7 protein-coding genes are annotated in these 15172 nt (G+C 52.1%); 5 read left to right on the top strand and 2 right to left on the bottom strand.

All coding sequences use genetic code 11. The annotated features are described in order from the left end of the window. Positions 1-8 precede the first annotated feature (8 nt). Positions 9-656, top strand: coding sequence for a response regulator transcription factor (locus BLP55_RS05485; protein ID WP_091141313.1), 648 nt, complete (start codon positions 9-11; stop codon positions 654-656). Between the two features lie 395 nt (positions 657-1051). Here the strand turns inward: BLP55_RS05485 and BLP55_RS05480 are convergent, their stop codons facing one another. Then, positions 1052-3325, bottom strand: coding sequence for a CotH kinase family protein (locus BLP55_RS05480; RefSeq protein ID WP_091141312.1), 2274 nt, complete (start codon positions 3323-3325; stop codon positions 1052-1054). Positions 3326-3388: 63 nt separating this feature from the next. Next, entirely contained in the window at positions 3389-3766 is a 378-nt protein-coding gene (locus BLP55_RS05475; RefSeq protein ID WP_091141311.1) for a hypothetical protein, read from the bottom strand. A gap of 99 nt (positions 3767-3865) precedes the next feature. On the opposite strand from BLP55_RS05475, the gene BLP55_RS05470 reads away from it, so the two are divergent. The 4 genes from BLP55_RS05470 to BLP55_RS05455 form a co-directional block, all read left to right on the top strand. After that, entirely contained in the window at positions 3866-5230 is a 1365-nt protein-coding gene (locus tag BLP55_RS05470; RefSeq protein WP_091141310.1) for an exonuclease domain-containing protein, read from the top strand. A 571-nt stretch (positions 5231-5801) separates the two neighbouring features. After that, on the top strand, positions 5802-9347 hold the full coding sequence (locus tag BLP55_RS05465; protein ID WP_139149611.1) for a T9SS type B sorting domain-containing protein: 3546 nt from the start codon (positions 5802-5804) through the stop codon (positions 9345-9347). 334 nt (positions 9348-9681) lie between these two features. Continuing rightward, the gene (locus tag BLP55_RS05460; RefSeq protein ID WP_091141308.1) at positions 9682-11268 is read left to right on the top strand and encodes a T9SS type A sorting domain-containing protein; all 1587 of its coding nucleotides are present in this window, start codon (positions 9682-9684) and stop codon (positions 11266-11268) included. Positions 11269-11600: 332 nt separating this feature from the next. Continuing rightward, positions 11601-15172, top strand: a 3572-nt coding sequence (locus tag BLP55_RS05455; RefSeq protein ID WP_211516812.1) for a MopE-related protein, incomplete at its 3' end; no start/stop codon positions are given.

Below are 15172 nucleotides of genomic sequence, written 5' to 3'. Positions count from 1 at the left end.
ATGCAAATATGCGAATTTTCTTAGCCGACGACCATCCGATGACCATCGAGGGTTACTGCGACGCGCTCGCGGCCGCTACCTATTTGGAACGTGCGCCGCTATTTGTAAAAGCCTACGACTGCGAACAGGCCTATCAAATCCTGACCACGGCCCCTGGAAAATTCGATGTGGCCATCCTCGACAACAGCATGCCGCCGTTTGCCGAAAAATCGATACTGTCGGGTGTAGATGTGGCCGGGCTGATCCGCATTTACCACCCCGATTGCAAAATCATCATGATCACCGCGCATACCGAGGTCATCATTGTGTACGACCTCGTCAAGAAAGTACATCCCGATGCGCTCATCATCAAAAACGACATCACCCCCGAAAAACTGCGACTGGCCGTGCAAACCGTCATGGCCGACGGCACCTACCAAAGCCCGCTTGTGCGCGCCTGCATCGGCGAAATCTGGAAAAAGGAACTGATGGTAGAAGATAGCAACCGGCAAATCCTGTTTTATCTTTCGAAAGGTTTCAAGATCAAAGACATCGAAGATACCATTTACCTGACGGCCAGTGCCATCCAAAAACGCATCTCGCGCATGAAAAAAGCGTTCGAGGTCACCGACGACACCAGCCTGGTAAAAGAAGCCGTTCGGCAAGGGTTCATCTAAATTTTAACATTTTTTGCTACTCGACGACAATCTTTCCTAAAGGTTGTGCGGGCGCCATCCGTTTCGGCGCAAATGTAACTACTTTTATTTCGGTTTTCATTTGGGGTTGTTTCAACCATTCGTTAGAACGCTCCTCAAGTGTATCATGTTCAACATTCTTACTGTCCCGGGACAATTCTCATCAGGCCCGGACAAAGCAGTATAAGGAAATTGTTGGTGTGGTCTATAAAACGGTGTGGCCGGCCGAATGTCGTTGTGGTATCGACAAGGCTTCCATAAACCGCTTAAGAAAACGCGAAACACTGTTCTGGCGAAGGCGTTTCGAGGTTTTTCCTAAGATAGACGCCCACTGGCATTAATGAGGCTGGCCCTACAGCCTCATTTCCTATTGCTGTCTATCGCTTGGTAATCTTGATGCGTTCGGCAAAAGATTCGCCCGTCACCTTTACGATGTATACCCCCGAAGCCCAGTCGTGCACCGGCAGTTGCTGTTGTGTGCCGTCAACCGTCGCTTCAAAAACAACTTGCCCCATCAAATTGAACACCGACACCTTTTTCATGGGCTGTGCGGTCCTGATCGCGAGCACATCGTTGGCGGGATTCGGCCACGCCACAATGCCCGGCGCCGATGCAAAACCTTCGGCTCCCAGGTTTTCGTTGTTTTCGTTAAACGTGGTCGGATGACTGAAAAAGTCGCCGGTCCCGTTGGGCACCCGCGCATAACTCACATTGGCGGTTTGCGCGCCAAACGTAATGGCGTCTACGACCGCGCCGTTCGGATAGGACAGGATGATGCTTTCGCCATTGGCCGACAGTTTGAAATCGGCGTGCAGGCCTTCTTCGGTCAAATCTTCGTCGGCCCAAACAATCAGATAGCTGTGCGGCGCCATCGTAAGCCCTGACGGAAACGCCCACTTTTGCAAATTGTCGGGACTGTCGGTCAGGTAAAGGTTGTCGAGGCTGATGGTGTTGGCCGTATTGTTGTACAACTCGATCCAATCTTCAAATTGGCCCGCCGGATCGGTTACCGTCGACGTGTTTTGCGCCATAAGCTCATTGATCACGAGGTCTTCCTCGTCCAAAGTCGGATAGGTCGCATCGAGCTCATGGAATTCGTACTCCGCCCGGGCTGGTGAAAACGCGCCTATGGTATTGTTTTCGGCATACAGGTAATACTGCAGATAGGCATGCGTCATCACCACCGAAGCGCCGTACACGTTATCCCCTGCCGCACCGTCGTTGTGCGCACCGTCGTCGAACATGGGCGTTTTCACGAAAACGTCTTTCAAATGGTGCCTGAAACCCATCGTCACGGCATTGGTGTTGGTGTTGGTCACGTGCGCCGTAAAATGTACGGTGTTGCCCACAACGGGTGCGGCCGGACTGGTTTGGAGGTTTGTGATGGTGGGTTTGGGCGATGAAAAATCGGGAAGCCCCTGCAAGAAAGCCGTACGCCCGTTGACCAGGTTCGAAATACCCGGCGCCACAAGCCCGTTGTTGGTCGTCAGATCGGTGGTCATATTGGCCTGGAACGCGGCATAGCTGTTCAGCGGATTGGGCTCGGCCTGCACCGAAGCGTCGATCAGGTCATGCATCGCCTGCGCCTTGGCCCAATAGCTGTTGTTGGCAAAATTCTCCTGCAACATGGTGTAGTAATGCGCGAGGTATACCTTGCGGTAATGCGGGTTGTTGAGCAGCCTGAACACCAGCGGAAACGTATTGTCGCCCAAATGCTGGAACGGGCTCAACGTTTTTTTCTGTTGCGTGTTCTCGAGTATCGACGTGCCCAGGTCGGCAAACACGCCCAACGACATATTGAGGTCCCAAACCACCGGATTGAAACGGCCGTTGTCGTCTTTGTACAGGTAATAATTTTGGCTGAAAATACCGATATAGCTGTCGATGTTGACCATCAGGTTGTCGTAGGCCAACATCCACAACGCGCGGTCTACGTCGAGTACGTTTTCGATGGCCGGGGTGTTGTGGTTGAGCGTTTGCGTGAGCGCGATCAAATCTTCCCAACCCTCATCGGACTTGATTTCGTAGGCCAAATTGTAACTGTTGATGTTGTTGCCCCAATACAGCAAGGTGGGCAATTCTTCGAATGTGGTGGTACCGCTCGCGCCATTGACGGGCGAACACTCAAAAAACGCATTCCCGTCTGAATGGAAATGTTTGCGCACAAATTTTTTCGAGATCGATTCGACGTTGACATACAATCCGCGAAGCACGTCGTTCACATACACATTGGCATAATTACATTGCGGCGCGGCCATGTACTGACCGAGGATGTCGTACGAAAGCGTCTCCCTGACATACGACGGATCGAAGATCACATTGCTGAGTTTAATGTCGGTATAACCTTGGTAGTCTTGGTCCTGGTACGTATCGAGTTCGATGTGGAACGGATTTTTCTGATGCCACGGAATAAACGAACTGTTCCCCTTGTATTTGACGCCCACATTCTCGAACACCGTCCCGTTGATCGCGACCGACTCGGCCGGAATGTATTGTTGTTCGCCCATTTGCTGCACATTGAGCTGGGTTTCCCAGTCGGGTTGCGAAAAATAAATGCGGATTTCCTGTATGGTGTTGGTGTCGTAAAAGGATTGGGCAAATGTGGATGCCGACACGAGCAACCACACCGCCAGGTGTAATTTCAATTTCATCGCTTTGGTTTTTACGGTTGTTCGCAATAGATTGCGCTTTGCCGTAAGGGTTGCGTGAAGGTCTTAACCCATAACCGACAGCGTACGACCGAGCCCCCAGTCCTGCGTCAGCGTGTACTGGGTCAATTCGCGGGGTGGATAATCGCCGCTAAGGCAAACGATTTCAAGACAATCGACAATGCCGTCGGCAAAATACAAAACGGCTTCGGCCTCTATTTGGTCCTGTTCAGATACGATGAAAACGCCCGACAACACCAAGTCTTCCTCGTCGTCGGGTTCCGGCAACGGTCCGTCGAAATCAAAATACACCACGACCCCCTCGGCATCGTAATGCGTTTCGACATCGGTGAGGTGCTGGAGTTGCGACCGCGCCGAAAATCCATCTTCGTCGCCATCGAGCAACAAATCAAGAATGTTGTAGACAAAAGTCGATTGGATCATGTTCGGGATTTACGGCAAGATAAAAATTAAACGTTAAGGTTGAACGGTTGTGCCGCTGGAGTTTAGACAAATTCGTTACTTTGCGAAAGCGCTTTGATTATGAAAAAACCACAATACGCCATTGTCGACATCGAAACCACGGGCGGCAACGCCAGCGGCAGCCGCATCACCGAGATCGCCATCTTGGTCCACGACGGTGTGCGCGTATTGGAGCGTTGGGAAACGCTCGTGAACCCCGAAAAAGAAATCCCGCTGCCGATTTTTGCGATGACGGGCATCAGCAACGACATGGTCAAGCACGCGCCCATTTTTGACGACATCGCCGAAAAAGTGTACGGCCTACTGCAAGACCGCGTGTTTGTGGCGCACAACGTCAACTTCGATTATTCGTTCGTTCGGCACCAACTCGAACAGGCGGGCTTCAAATGGACAGCGCGCAAATTGTGTACGGTGCGCGCCGCGCGTAAAATCAAGCCGGGATTGCCGTCGTACAGCCTCGGGAATTTGTGCCGAAGCCTCGACATCCCGATCGTCAACCAACACCGCGCGGGCGGCGATGCAGATGCAACCGCAATTTTGTTTGCGATGCTCCACGCCAACGACACCGAAGACGTCATCGCTCAGATGATCAAAAAAACCGCGCAGGACCAACGGCTCCCGCCCAATTTACCGCCAAGCGATTTTGAGCAACTGCCCGAAAAACCCGGCGTGTATTATTTTTACAACCGCGCGCGCAAGGTAATCTACGTGGGCAAGGCGGTCAACCTCAAAAAGCGCGTGGCATCGCATTTTACGGGGCACAAGATCACGCCGCAACGGCAGCATTTTTTGCGCGACATCCACGGGATTTCGTTCGAGGTATGCGCCACCGAACTCATGGCCTTGTTGCTCGAATGTTCCGAAATCAAGAAGTTGTGGCCGGTGTACAACACCGCACTCAAACGGTTCGAAGCCAAATTCGGGCTTTACCATTATGAGGCGCGCAACGGCTACCAGTATTTGGGCATCGGGAAAACCGGCAAATTCCAACGCTGCGTAGAAACGTTCGGCATGGAATACGAAGGCATCAACCTGCTTCGCGCGCTAGGCGAACAGTTCGGGATCGATGCGCATTTTTGCCAGTACCGCCGCACCGATGACGGATTGCCCAACCGTACGCCATTGGCCTTGCCCGATGTAACCGAACACAACCACCGTGTGGCGCGTGCACTCGACTTCCTGCAATCGAACCGGCCGAGTTTTGCCATTGTAGACAAGGGCCGATCGGACGACGAAAAAAGTTGCATCTGGGTCGAGAACGGACACTTTTATGGGATGGGTTATGTTTCTTCGGACATCGGCCTGGAGCACATCCACGAACTAAAAGAACACATCACGCCGTACCGCAGCAACAGCTACACCGTACAGTTGATCCACAATTTTGCGCAAAAGCATCCGCGTAAAGTCGTTTATCCGAAGATTTAACCTTCCGAAATCTATTCACCCGACCCTTTTGATCGTTCTCCTGCGAAAGAAATATTTTTGGAATAAGCCTTCCTGAAAAGTTGTTACAAAATTCCTGTTGCAAAATAATTGTAACAGAAAAATTGCCACAGAAAATTTGCCACAAGAATGATATAAATCGGGTCAAAACCAAACCGGTCGGTCGACGCAACTCGTTTTATCGCAACAAATGGATCCGACCACGGCGTTCTGTCCTAACACCGACACCTAAGGTAAAACAGCTGATTTTGACCCTTGCAAACACAACTTCAAACGTTTTCGCTCCCTTACAACACTACAACAAATCGGTTTTTTGCAAACGTTTTCGCGCGGGCCTAAAAACGGTTTCCTACAATCGGGCACTCCTTATATAGCTTGCCTTGGCGGTTTTTGGATCGGTCATCGGGCTGTATAGTTTTTATCACCGCAGATTAACAAAGTCGAAAAAGCAATCCGTTTATTTTTATGATCGACTAATTTGGCGTCGAACGACCCGATTTCGATTGTGTATCGCAAATCTTGGGACGGCAGACCGACGCAAAACGAATCCATCATGCATCTTACCCGATCCTTTATCGCTTTGTTGTTTGTACTGTCGTGCGCCAAGAACCATGCGCAGCTGGGATTTTGCGGCGGCAGCCTGGGCGAACCGATCTTTACCGAAAATTTCGGCAACGGCATGACCTACGGCCCGGCATTGCCCGCAGGCACCACGACCTATCCTTTTGTGACGGGCGCCCCGCAGGACGGTTTTTACACCTTATATTATCATTCGAACCAGTACAGCACCTGGCATTATTCGCTCGACCATACGCCCGACGAAACCAACGGCCCCAACGGCAAGATGCTGCTCATGAACGCGCACGTAGGGACGTCGGGCGATTTTTACAAGCGGACGGTCTCGGGACTTTGCGTCAACACCACCTTCCAGTTTTCGGCCTGGCTCATGAACGTGTACAACCCCAACACCAATTATTGCGGCGCGGGGCAAATTCCGATCAATGTGCGCTTCGAGATTTGGGATGCCACCGAAACCACGTTGCTGGGTTCGGGCAACACGGGCAACATCATGGGCACACCCACGCCCGTTTGGCAGCAATTCGCGCTTGTGTTTACCACCTCCAGCGACACATCGGTGGTCTTAAAGATGAAGAACAACGGACTCGGTGGTTGCGGCAACGACCTGACCATAGACGACATTTCGTTTGCGGCCTGCGGCGAGCTGACTACGGTATCGAGCCCGTCGGTGGTGGGCGACACTTTTTCGTCGTGTAATCCTGCCTCGGTGACCTTGAACGCCAACACCTCGGGGGTAACGCCCTATGTCTACCAATGGCAAACCAGTACCGATGCGATCAACTGGACCGATCTGCCCGGCGCAAACGGCGCGGCCTATACCACGCCCACGTTGAGCACACAAACCTACTACCGTGTCAGGGCGGCGCAGGATCTGGCCAATTTGGGCAACCCTTTTTGCTCGACGACATCGAACTTTTTTACGGTTTCCTTTTTACCGGCTCCAATGGCCCCGGCGAGCAACGGCAACCAAACCATTTGTAGCGACCAAGCCATCCCTTCGCTGTCGGTTTCGGCACTGCCGGGAGCGGGTGTCGACTGGTATGATGCGCCAACGGGCGGCAACTTGTTGTTGGCCAATAGCCTTTACTACACGCCTTCGTCTGCCGGCACCTTTTATGCGCAAAGCTACAACCTGGCCTCCGGCTGTCTCGCCAGCACGCGCACGCCGGTTTCGCTCACGATCGTAACTTTGCCCAACGCAAGCGTGTCTGCGCCCGCCGCCGTGTGCAGCGGCAGTACCGCTTTGGTGGTGTTTACCGGTACGCCCCATGCCATCGTAACCTATACGGTCGATGGCGGCGCGCCGCAAACCCTTACGCTCGATGCCTCGGGAACGGCAAATTTGCCCACGGCGGCCTTGACGGCCAACACCAGCTATACGCTCGTCGGTTGCACATCGGCCGTTCTTGCCTCGTGTACACGTACCATCAACCATACACAAACCATTGCCGTCAACGCATCGCCTACCGCTTCGGTATCGACCGCTCCGGTGTGTGCGGGGAGTACTGCCTTGGTGAACTTTACGGGCACGCCCAACGCCCAGGTGACCTATACCGTCGATGGCGGCGCATCGCAATCGGTGACACTCGATGGATCGGGACTTGCCTCGGTACCCACGGGCGCTGTAACGACACCCATCACCTACACCTTGGTCAGCGTGAACTTGGGCGGCAGTTGTACGCAATCCTTGTCACAACAAGTGATCGTATCGGGCACCGCCTTGCCCTCGGCCACATTTTCGGCCAACCCTACCACGGTATGCGGAAGCCAAACGAGCGTGGTTTCGTTCACCGGAACACCCAACGCATTGGTCGCCTACACGGTCAACGGCGGCAGCGCGCAAAGCATCACGCTAAATGGCGCCGGATTGGCGAACATCAACTTGTCTGGGCTAACCGGCAACCAAGTGTATCAACTGACCAGTGTCAGCACATCGGGGCCGAATCCTTGTACCCGGACGCTCAGCCAATCGTTGACCATTGCGGTGGGCGTGGCGCCAACGGCTTCTTTTTCGAGCAACGCGCCGGTTTGTTCGGGATCATCGGCGACGGTGACTTTTTCGGGGACGGCGCTGGCCACCGTACGGTATTCGAGTAACGGCGGAGCACCCCAATCGATTGTACTCAATGCGTCGGGCAACGCTTCGCTGGTAATGACCAACGTCACCGCCAATACCAATTTCGATTTGATCGATGTGACGGCGGCAGACCCAGGCGGGTGTATGCAAACCTTGTCGCAAACGCTCACGGTGTCGGCACTTACCATGCCCACGGCCACGATCAGCGCGAACGCGACATCTGTTTGCGCCAACCAAACGCGTACGGTGGTGTTTACGGGAACGCCCAATGCCATCGTTTCCTATACGGTCAACGGCGGCGCGTCACAATCGGTGACTTTGAACGCCACGGGCACCGCAACGATCAACGGCGTATTGTTGGCCAACGAAACCTACCAACTGACAAGTGTATCATTGGCCGACGGCTCTTGTACGAGCGCTTTGACCGATTCGGTGACGATCCATGTATTGCCGATCCCAGTGGCTTCGTACACGGGCAACCTACATTATTGCGACGGCGAACCCCTTGCGATTGGATTGTCGGGCATGGTTGGAACGACGTTCAGTTGGACAGCGATCCAGAACGGCACCACGGGCGCTACATTGGGCAGCGGCAACCAGATCGCTCAAAATGTGGGCTTGACGGGCACGTTGGCGGGAACCGTCGTTTACCGTGTAACACCTACCAACAACGGATGTACGGGCAATCCGATCGACATTACCGTAACCATCCATCCGTTACCCGTGCCTAAAATTGCCGACGGCGTGATTTGCACCGTGGGTTCTGGGCCGGCGCTGGGCGAAACCTATACGTTGGACACGCAACTCGACGCGGCCAGCCATACATTCCAGTGGTTTTTTGGCGGCGACCTGATTCCGGGGGCTTCGGCCAGCACCTATGAGGCGGCGCAAGTGGGTACGTATACGGTTGTTGCGACCAATGGCGCGGGTTGTGTTTCGGATCCGGTCGACGCAATCGTAGGCGAAATGCAACAGGGGCAACGTTTGCTGGTGGCGCAATCGGAACCGTTTGCCGACGACCCTACCGTCACGGTTACGGTGGTGGGCGGCGTCGGGCCGTTTTTGTACCAGCTTGACCATGGCGCGTGGCAATCGGGGAATTTGTTCTCCTCGGTTTTGCCGGGTACGCATACCGTGACGGTGGTGGACGATTTTTGTACGCATTTGACGGCTACCATCAAGGTGCTCGGTTATCCGAAGTTCTTTACGCCGAATCAGGACGGGTACAACGACCGTTGGAATGTTTCGGGTATCGAAGGCGGTGTGATCCGGATTTTTGACCGTTACGGAAAATTGCTCAAAGAAATGAGTACCGATGGTGCGGGATGGGATGGAACGCACAACGGGAATGTGATGCCTGCGAACGATTATTGGTTTACGATTGATTACGACAACAACGGCACCGGCGAAAATTTCAAGGCGCATTTCTCCTTGAAGCGATAATGGTTTTGGCCTTGTGTTTTTTGACGCAAAAAAGCAGATTTTCCAAAAACACAGATTACCAGAAGAAATTGGTTTTTTCGGGTCAAGAATTTATCAAGAGAAAACGTTGTAGTTCCTTTTTCAGGCCAAAAAAACTATACAACAACCATACAATAATTGGAAAGTCGTATTTTCGGCGCCCCGTTAAAGCCTTATTTTCAAGGATTTTATCGACAAAATCTGTATAAATCGGTTTTAAAAGTTGTATAGTTTATATATGCACCCATTATGAATAGTGTAAACATCATATTCTTTAATTTCGCTTTTAGTAATTAAAAACCTAAAAATATTCCATATGAAAAATTTTACTCCCTTTTTATTATTGACTATGCTGTTCAGCGGCGTTTTTGCCTATGCACAGCCTACCAATAATGCGCCTGTCCCAACTAACGCGCAGGCGGATGTAATTTCTATTTATTGTGGCTCGTTTATCGACGTCGCGACGAATTACGATCCGAACTGGGGACAAACCGGTCATGGCCAAGTCAACCCGGCGTACGATCCCGGAACAGGCAACTTTGTGTTGGCGTATCCAAATTTCAACTACCAAGGAACCGATATTACGCCACAGAATGCTTCGGGCATGGAATACCTGCATATCGACATCTGGACTGCAAACGCCACCAACGTAAAAGTATCTCCTATTAATAATGGTACAGGTGCAGCAGAAGTATTGGTCGACATCCCACTGGTGCAAAACGGCTGGAGCAGCGTAAACCTGCCTAAAAGCGCCTTTACCAACATGACTTGGGACAACGTGTTCCAAATCAAGTTCGACGCGCAAGGCGGTGTAACCCCTGCGACAATCTACTTGGACAACGTCTATTTCTGGAAAACGCCAGCTGCGCCGGGCTCTGACGCATCATTGAGCGATTTGCAGGTAAACGGTACGACCTTGCCGGGCTTCTCGACATCGGTTACCGAATACAACTATGAGTTGGTAGTGGGCACTACGGTTGTACCACAAATCACTTCGGCTGTGACCACTGATGCAGGCGCTACCGTGACGTCGATCACCCAAGCGGCTGGAATCCCTGGAACGGCGTCGGTATTGGTCACTTCGCAAAATGGTTCGGTGACTGAAACCTATACCATTAACTTTGCGGCTACATTCCCGAACCCGTCTCCTATGCCGGGCACACCAAACGACCAAGTATTGAGCATCTATGGCGATACAGGCGGTTTCACCAACATCTGGACACCGGACTACGCTTTCGGAACTTTTGCCGGAACCCCTGACCTCGACCCTACAGCGGGCGTAAACGAGGCGATCAAGATGAACTTTGCCGTAGCCGGTTATGGCCAAGGCACCAACGGCACGACCAACATCTCACAATACCAGTGGTTGCACTTTGATTATTTCGCCGATTCGAACTCGAACGAGATCCGTTTTATCATGATCAGCAACAACGGCGGCGTGGTAGAATATGTGTATGAATTGACGCCAGCCGGCAGCAACGGAACACTCGTTCAGGGATCTTGGCAAAGTGTGAACGTACCTTTGAGCTTTTTTGAAGGCATCGGCTTTAACAAGAACTTCTTCTTCCAGTACAAATTGGGCACCACGTCGGACCTGGTGTCGGACATTGTATACTTCGACAACATCTATCTGTCTGTCGTAGAGCCAACCCTCGGAACAAGCCAGTTCAACACCGTAGCGGTGGGCGCATATCCGAACCCGTCTAAAGACAAGTGGAATGTCGCCGCAAACGAAACCATTACGTCGGTTTCTTTGTTCGACATTTCTGGAAAGCAAATCCAAGTGTTGCAACCAAACAACAAAACAGCCGTCATCGATGCGGCAGACCTCTCGACCGGTATTTACTTCGCCAAAGTTTCGACCCAAGGCGGCGAAAAAACCGTAAAGCTGGTCAAGAATTGATTTTTCTGAGGAAAACGGGCCATCCCTAACGGTCTGTTTTCCTCTTTTTTTTTTCGTTAAGCCCAGTCACAATAATTGTTTCCTACTAGATGATTGTTGATTTAAAATACCTGGTTTTAAAATATTTGCTCCTTAGTTTACCAATTCACTAACCCAAAGGTGGAATTTTTTAGATTTTTTACGAAATCGATATCGTTTTTACACGCCATCAGAAAATAATTGAATCTTTTTTTGACTAAATCGATTACCACACAACTGGATTGAATATCAAACAAAAACAGCTTGGGGAAACCCACGGTAACTTAAAACAACCAAAATGAAAACCAATTATTATGAAAACTAAAAAATTCTTTCTGCTCTTTTTCTTGATGAGCATCTCGTTAGGATATGCTACAGACTACTGTAACACGCCTATCAGTTCGGGTAATCACGCGACAACTCTCACGGCTACCCAAACCGGACCGCAACAAACTACGCTTGTATTGGGACCAAACGTTACCAGTATCGCAGGTTTTCCCAACACGGGAGGTGTCCCTCTTTCAAGCCATCAATTTACATCTTCTCCGTATGGTGTCATTTTGAATTGGCCGGGCGCACCCCCTGCTAATTTTAACGTGTTTTTGTTCTATACCACAAATACGGGTGGCGTTGGAGAGATTCAAGTAATGAATATCAACGGACAAGCGTCTTGCGGCCCTGTCCTACCCGCGCCAACGATTACCTTTGACCCTGCAGTCGTCATTGCCGACCATACATACAAGACACAAGGCGATGCGCCTTTCTTGATGACAGCTACCTCCAACAACGTGGCTGTTCCCATCACATACAGCAGCAGCGTTCCTGGCGTAGCGTCTATCAACCCATCTACCGGTATGGTCACCATCAATGGTGCCGGAGATACGGTTATTACGGCTTCTCAGGTCGCCAACGGCAGCTACGCGGCAGGAAGCAAGACCGCAACCTTGCACGTAGCGCTTGCCGCCACAGTGCCCGCAGCAGGACCAACGTCGCCACCCGCAAGGAATACGTGGGACGTCGTATCGCAATACAGCACCGCTTATACCAACCAACCGGGTGTTATTTTTGACACGTTTGGCGGTGGTGCCACTTCGATTGTAGATGAAACCTTGGGCGATGCGAGCGTCGTCAAAAAATATACCGGCCACAGCTATTCGGGCATCTCGGCTGGCGCAACAACCGTAGACGTATCGCAAATGACACACATGCACATCGATGTATGGTCGCCGAACTTCACTTCGATGCGACTCAAACTCGAGGCACACAATGGCGCCGTAGTGACGGTCCGCGAACTCGATGTTCCGGGCGGTGTCGCGCAAGGCTCGTGGAACTCTTTTGACATCCCGTTGAGTACTTATTCGTCTGCCCCAGCAGGTGTAGATTTGACCAAACTCAGATGGATTGTTCCGGTGACTTTTGGCCAGAACGCCACGTTGTACATCACCAACGTCTATTTCTACAGACCGGCCACAACACAACCGCCAACATTGGGTACGTTCACCGTTCCTAGCGCGATGGTAGGCGATGGTCCGATTACACTTGTCCCGCCAACCTCGAACAGTGCGGGCGCCTGGACGTTTTCGAGCAGCAACACCGCAGTGGCGCAAATCACCGGAACCACGCTTACCATTGTAGGCGGCGGAACTTCTACCATTACCGCTACCCAAGCCCCCAACGGAATCTACGGACAAGGCGTTGCTACGGCCACCTTTACGGCCAGCTACCCGGCGCCTGGTGCTTCTCCGGTACCACCGGCAAGGGACCAAAGCAATGTATTCGCCTTGTTTACCGGTACACCTACCGTGTATGACAACGACCACACCATGATCAGGGCCGATTGGTCGAATGGCGCGACAACGATGACCGAAGTCGCCAACGGCACCAACACCGCTTTGCAAGTCAACAACATGGGGAATTTGGGTTATGTGACCAACGGTGCTAATTTCGACATATCGGGCATGACCAAATTGCACGTAGATGTATACCTCAATGCACCTATTCCTAGTTTGTTCGTATTCCTTTTGGCTCCGGGCGACAACCTGTATCAGGTAAACGGGCTTACCGCCGGATGGAACTCGCTCGACATTGACTTGTCGAACTATCCATCGGCGAATTTGGCCAACATCTACGGATTGAAGTTTGAATCGAACTCTGCGCCTGGACCGTTCCAGATGTACCTCGACAACATTTACTTCTACGTTCCTTCGGGTATCGAACCAACCTTGGCCGATTTCAACATCCCGGCGCAAGTATTCGGGAACCCGCCTTTCGAATTGACGCCACCAAGCTCAAGCAGCGCCGGTGCGTTCACCTATACCAGCAACAACCACAGCGTGGCCACGATCGACGGCAGCACCGTAACCCTGCACGCACCTGGAACAGCCACCATCACGGCGCACCAGGCCGCCGACGGCATCTACGAAGCAGGATCGATCAGCGCACAATTGGTTGTGGGCAACCCGCCATTGGCCATCGCGGCGCCAACCCCGCCTGCGAGAAACGAATGGGACGTGATTTCGCTGTACAGCAATGCCTATACGCCACATTCGGAACTGGCATGGCAAAACCTGTCTACACTTTCTGACGTACAGTTGGAAGGCAACGACGCCAAAAAGATGGAAAATTTCAACATCGAGATTTTCACCTTTACACCTGCCAACCTCACCAACATGCAAACGTTGCACGTCGATGTCTATTCTGAAGACTGCAACGGCATGAACATTTGGTTGCTCAACAATGGCGATCGCATGGCTTGGTTCAACATCACGCCAAACCAATGGAACAGCATCGACATCCCGATGTCGACCTATACCGCACAAGGATTGAACCCTAACGGTGTTTTCTTCCTGAAGTTTGAGAGCCGTAACGGACCAGGAAAAACGGTTTATGTAGACAACATCTATTTCTATAGACCCGAAACGTTCCTGCCTCCTACCATTACTGATTTCTCGATTCCTGCAAAAGCTTTTGGCGATGCCGATTTCGAGATTACGCCGCCAACCTCAAACAGCGCCGGTGCGTTCACGTACACCAGCAGCAACCAAAACGTTGCGACCATTGTCAATGGCAACATGATCCACATCGTGGGTGGCGGAACATCAACCATCACAGCAACGCAAGCCGCCGACGGCGGTTACGGATCGGGCAGCATCACGGCACAATTTGTCGTATCGTTCCCACCACCACCGGCCTCACCGGTTCCACCGGCAAGAGAACCAGAAAGAGTGATTTCGATGTTTACGGGTAATCCATCGGTTTACGCCAATGCGGTGACAACCATCGCCGCGCTTTTCTCGAACGCGACAACCACCGAAATCCCGAACGGAAGCAACACCGCGTTGCAGTTGGACAATTTCGGATTGGTGGGATTGACCGATCAGGCCGAAGTGCGCTTCGACGTATCGGGCATGAGCCATTTGCACCTCGATGTTTACCTCAATGAGCCTTTGAACGCCAATCCAGCGCTCTCGAGAATCAATGTGTTCTTGCTGGCCAACGGCGACCATCTGTACCAAGCGTCGAACCTGACCGCCGGATGGAACTCGCTCAGCATTCCGTTGAGCAATTTCCCATCGGCCGATTTGACGCAGGTTTGGGGCTTGAAACTCGAAAGCATCAACGCCGCGACCACCATCTACCTGGACAACATTTATTTCAGCAATGAATGTTACACCTATTACGAAGATGCCGACGGCGATGGATACGGAAACCCTGCAGTTGCTGTGGAAGATTGTACCGGATCTGCGCCAGCAGGCTATGTCCTTGACAACACCGACTGTAACGACAGCGTAGGTGCGATCCACCCGAACGCCGTAGAGGTGCCTTACAACGGCGTAGACGACGATTGCGACGGCACGATCGACGAGACCGGTACGGTCACGACGAC

Origin of the sequence: Flavobacterium caeni, assembly GCF_900101895.1 — a bacterium.
Taxonomy (GTDB): Bacteria; Bacteroidota; Bacteroidia; order Flavobacteriales; family Flavobacteriaceae; genus Flavobacterium; species Flavobacterium caeni.
This window is presented reverse-complemented; position numbering and strand designations above follow the sequence as displayed.

Bases quoted from the DNA above. Each gene is read 5' to 3' on its own strand.
- BLP55_RS05485 (WP_091141313.1), top strand. From the start codon at position 9: ATGCGAATTTTCTTAGCCGACGACCATCCGATGACCATCGAGGGTTAC.
- BLP55_RS05480 (WP_091141312.1), bottom strand. From the start codon at position 3,325: ATGAAATTGAAATTACACCTGGCGGTGTGGTTGCTCGTGTCGGCATCC.
- BLP55_RS05475 (WP_091141311.1), bottom strand. From the start codon at position 3,766: ATGATCCAATCGACTTTTGTCTACAACATTCTTGATTTGTTGCTCGAT.
- BLP55_RS05470 (WP_091141310.1), top strand. From the start codon at position 3,866: ATGAAAAAACCACAATACGCCATTGTCGACATCGAAACCACGGGCGGC.
- BLP55_RS05465 (WP_139149611.1), top strand. From the start codon at position 5,802: ATGCATCTTACCCGATCCTTTATCGCTTTGTTGTTTGTACTGTCGTGC.
- BLP55_RS05460 (WP_091141308.1), top strand. From the start codon at position 9,682: ATGAAAAATTTTACTCCCTTTTTATTATTGACTATGCTGTTCAGCGGC.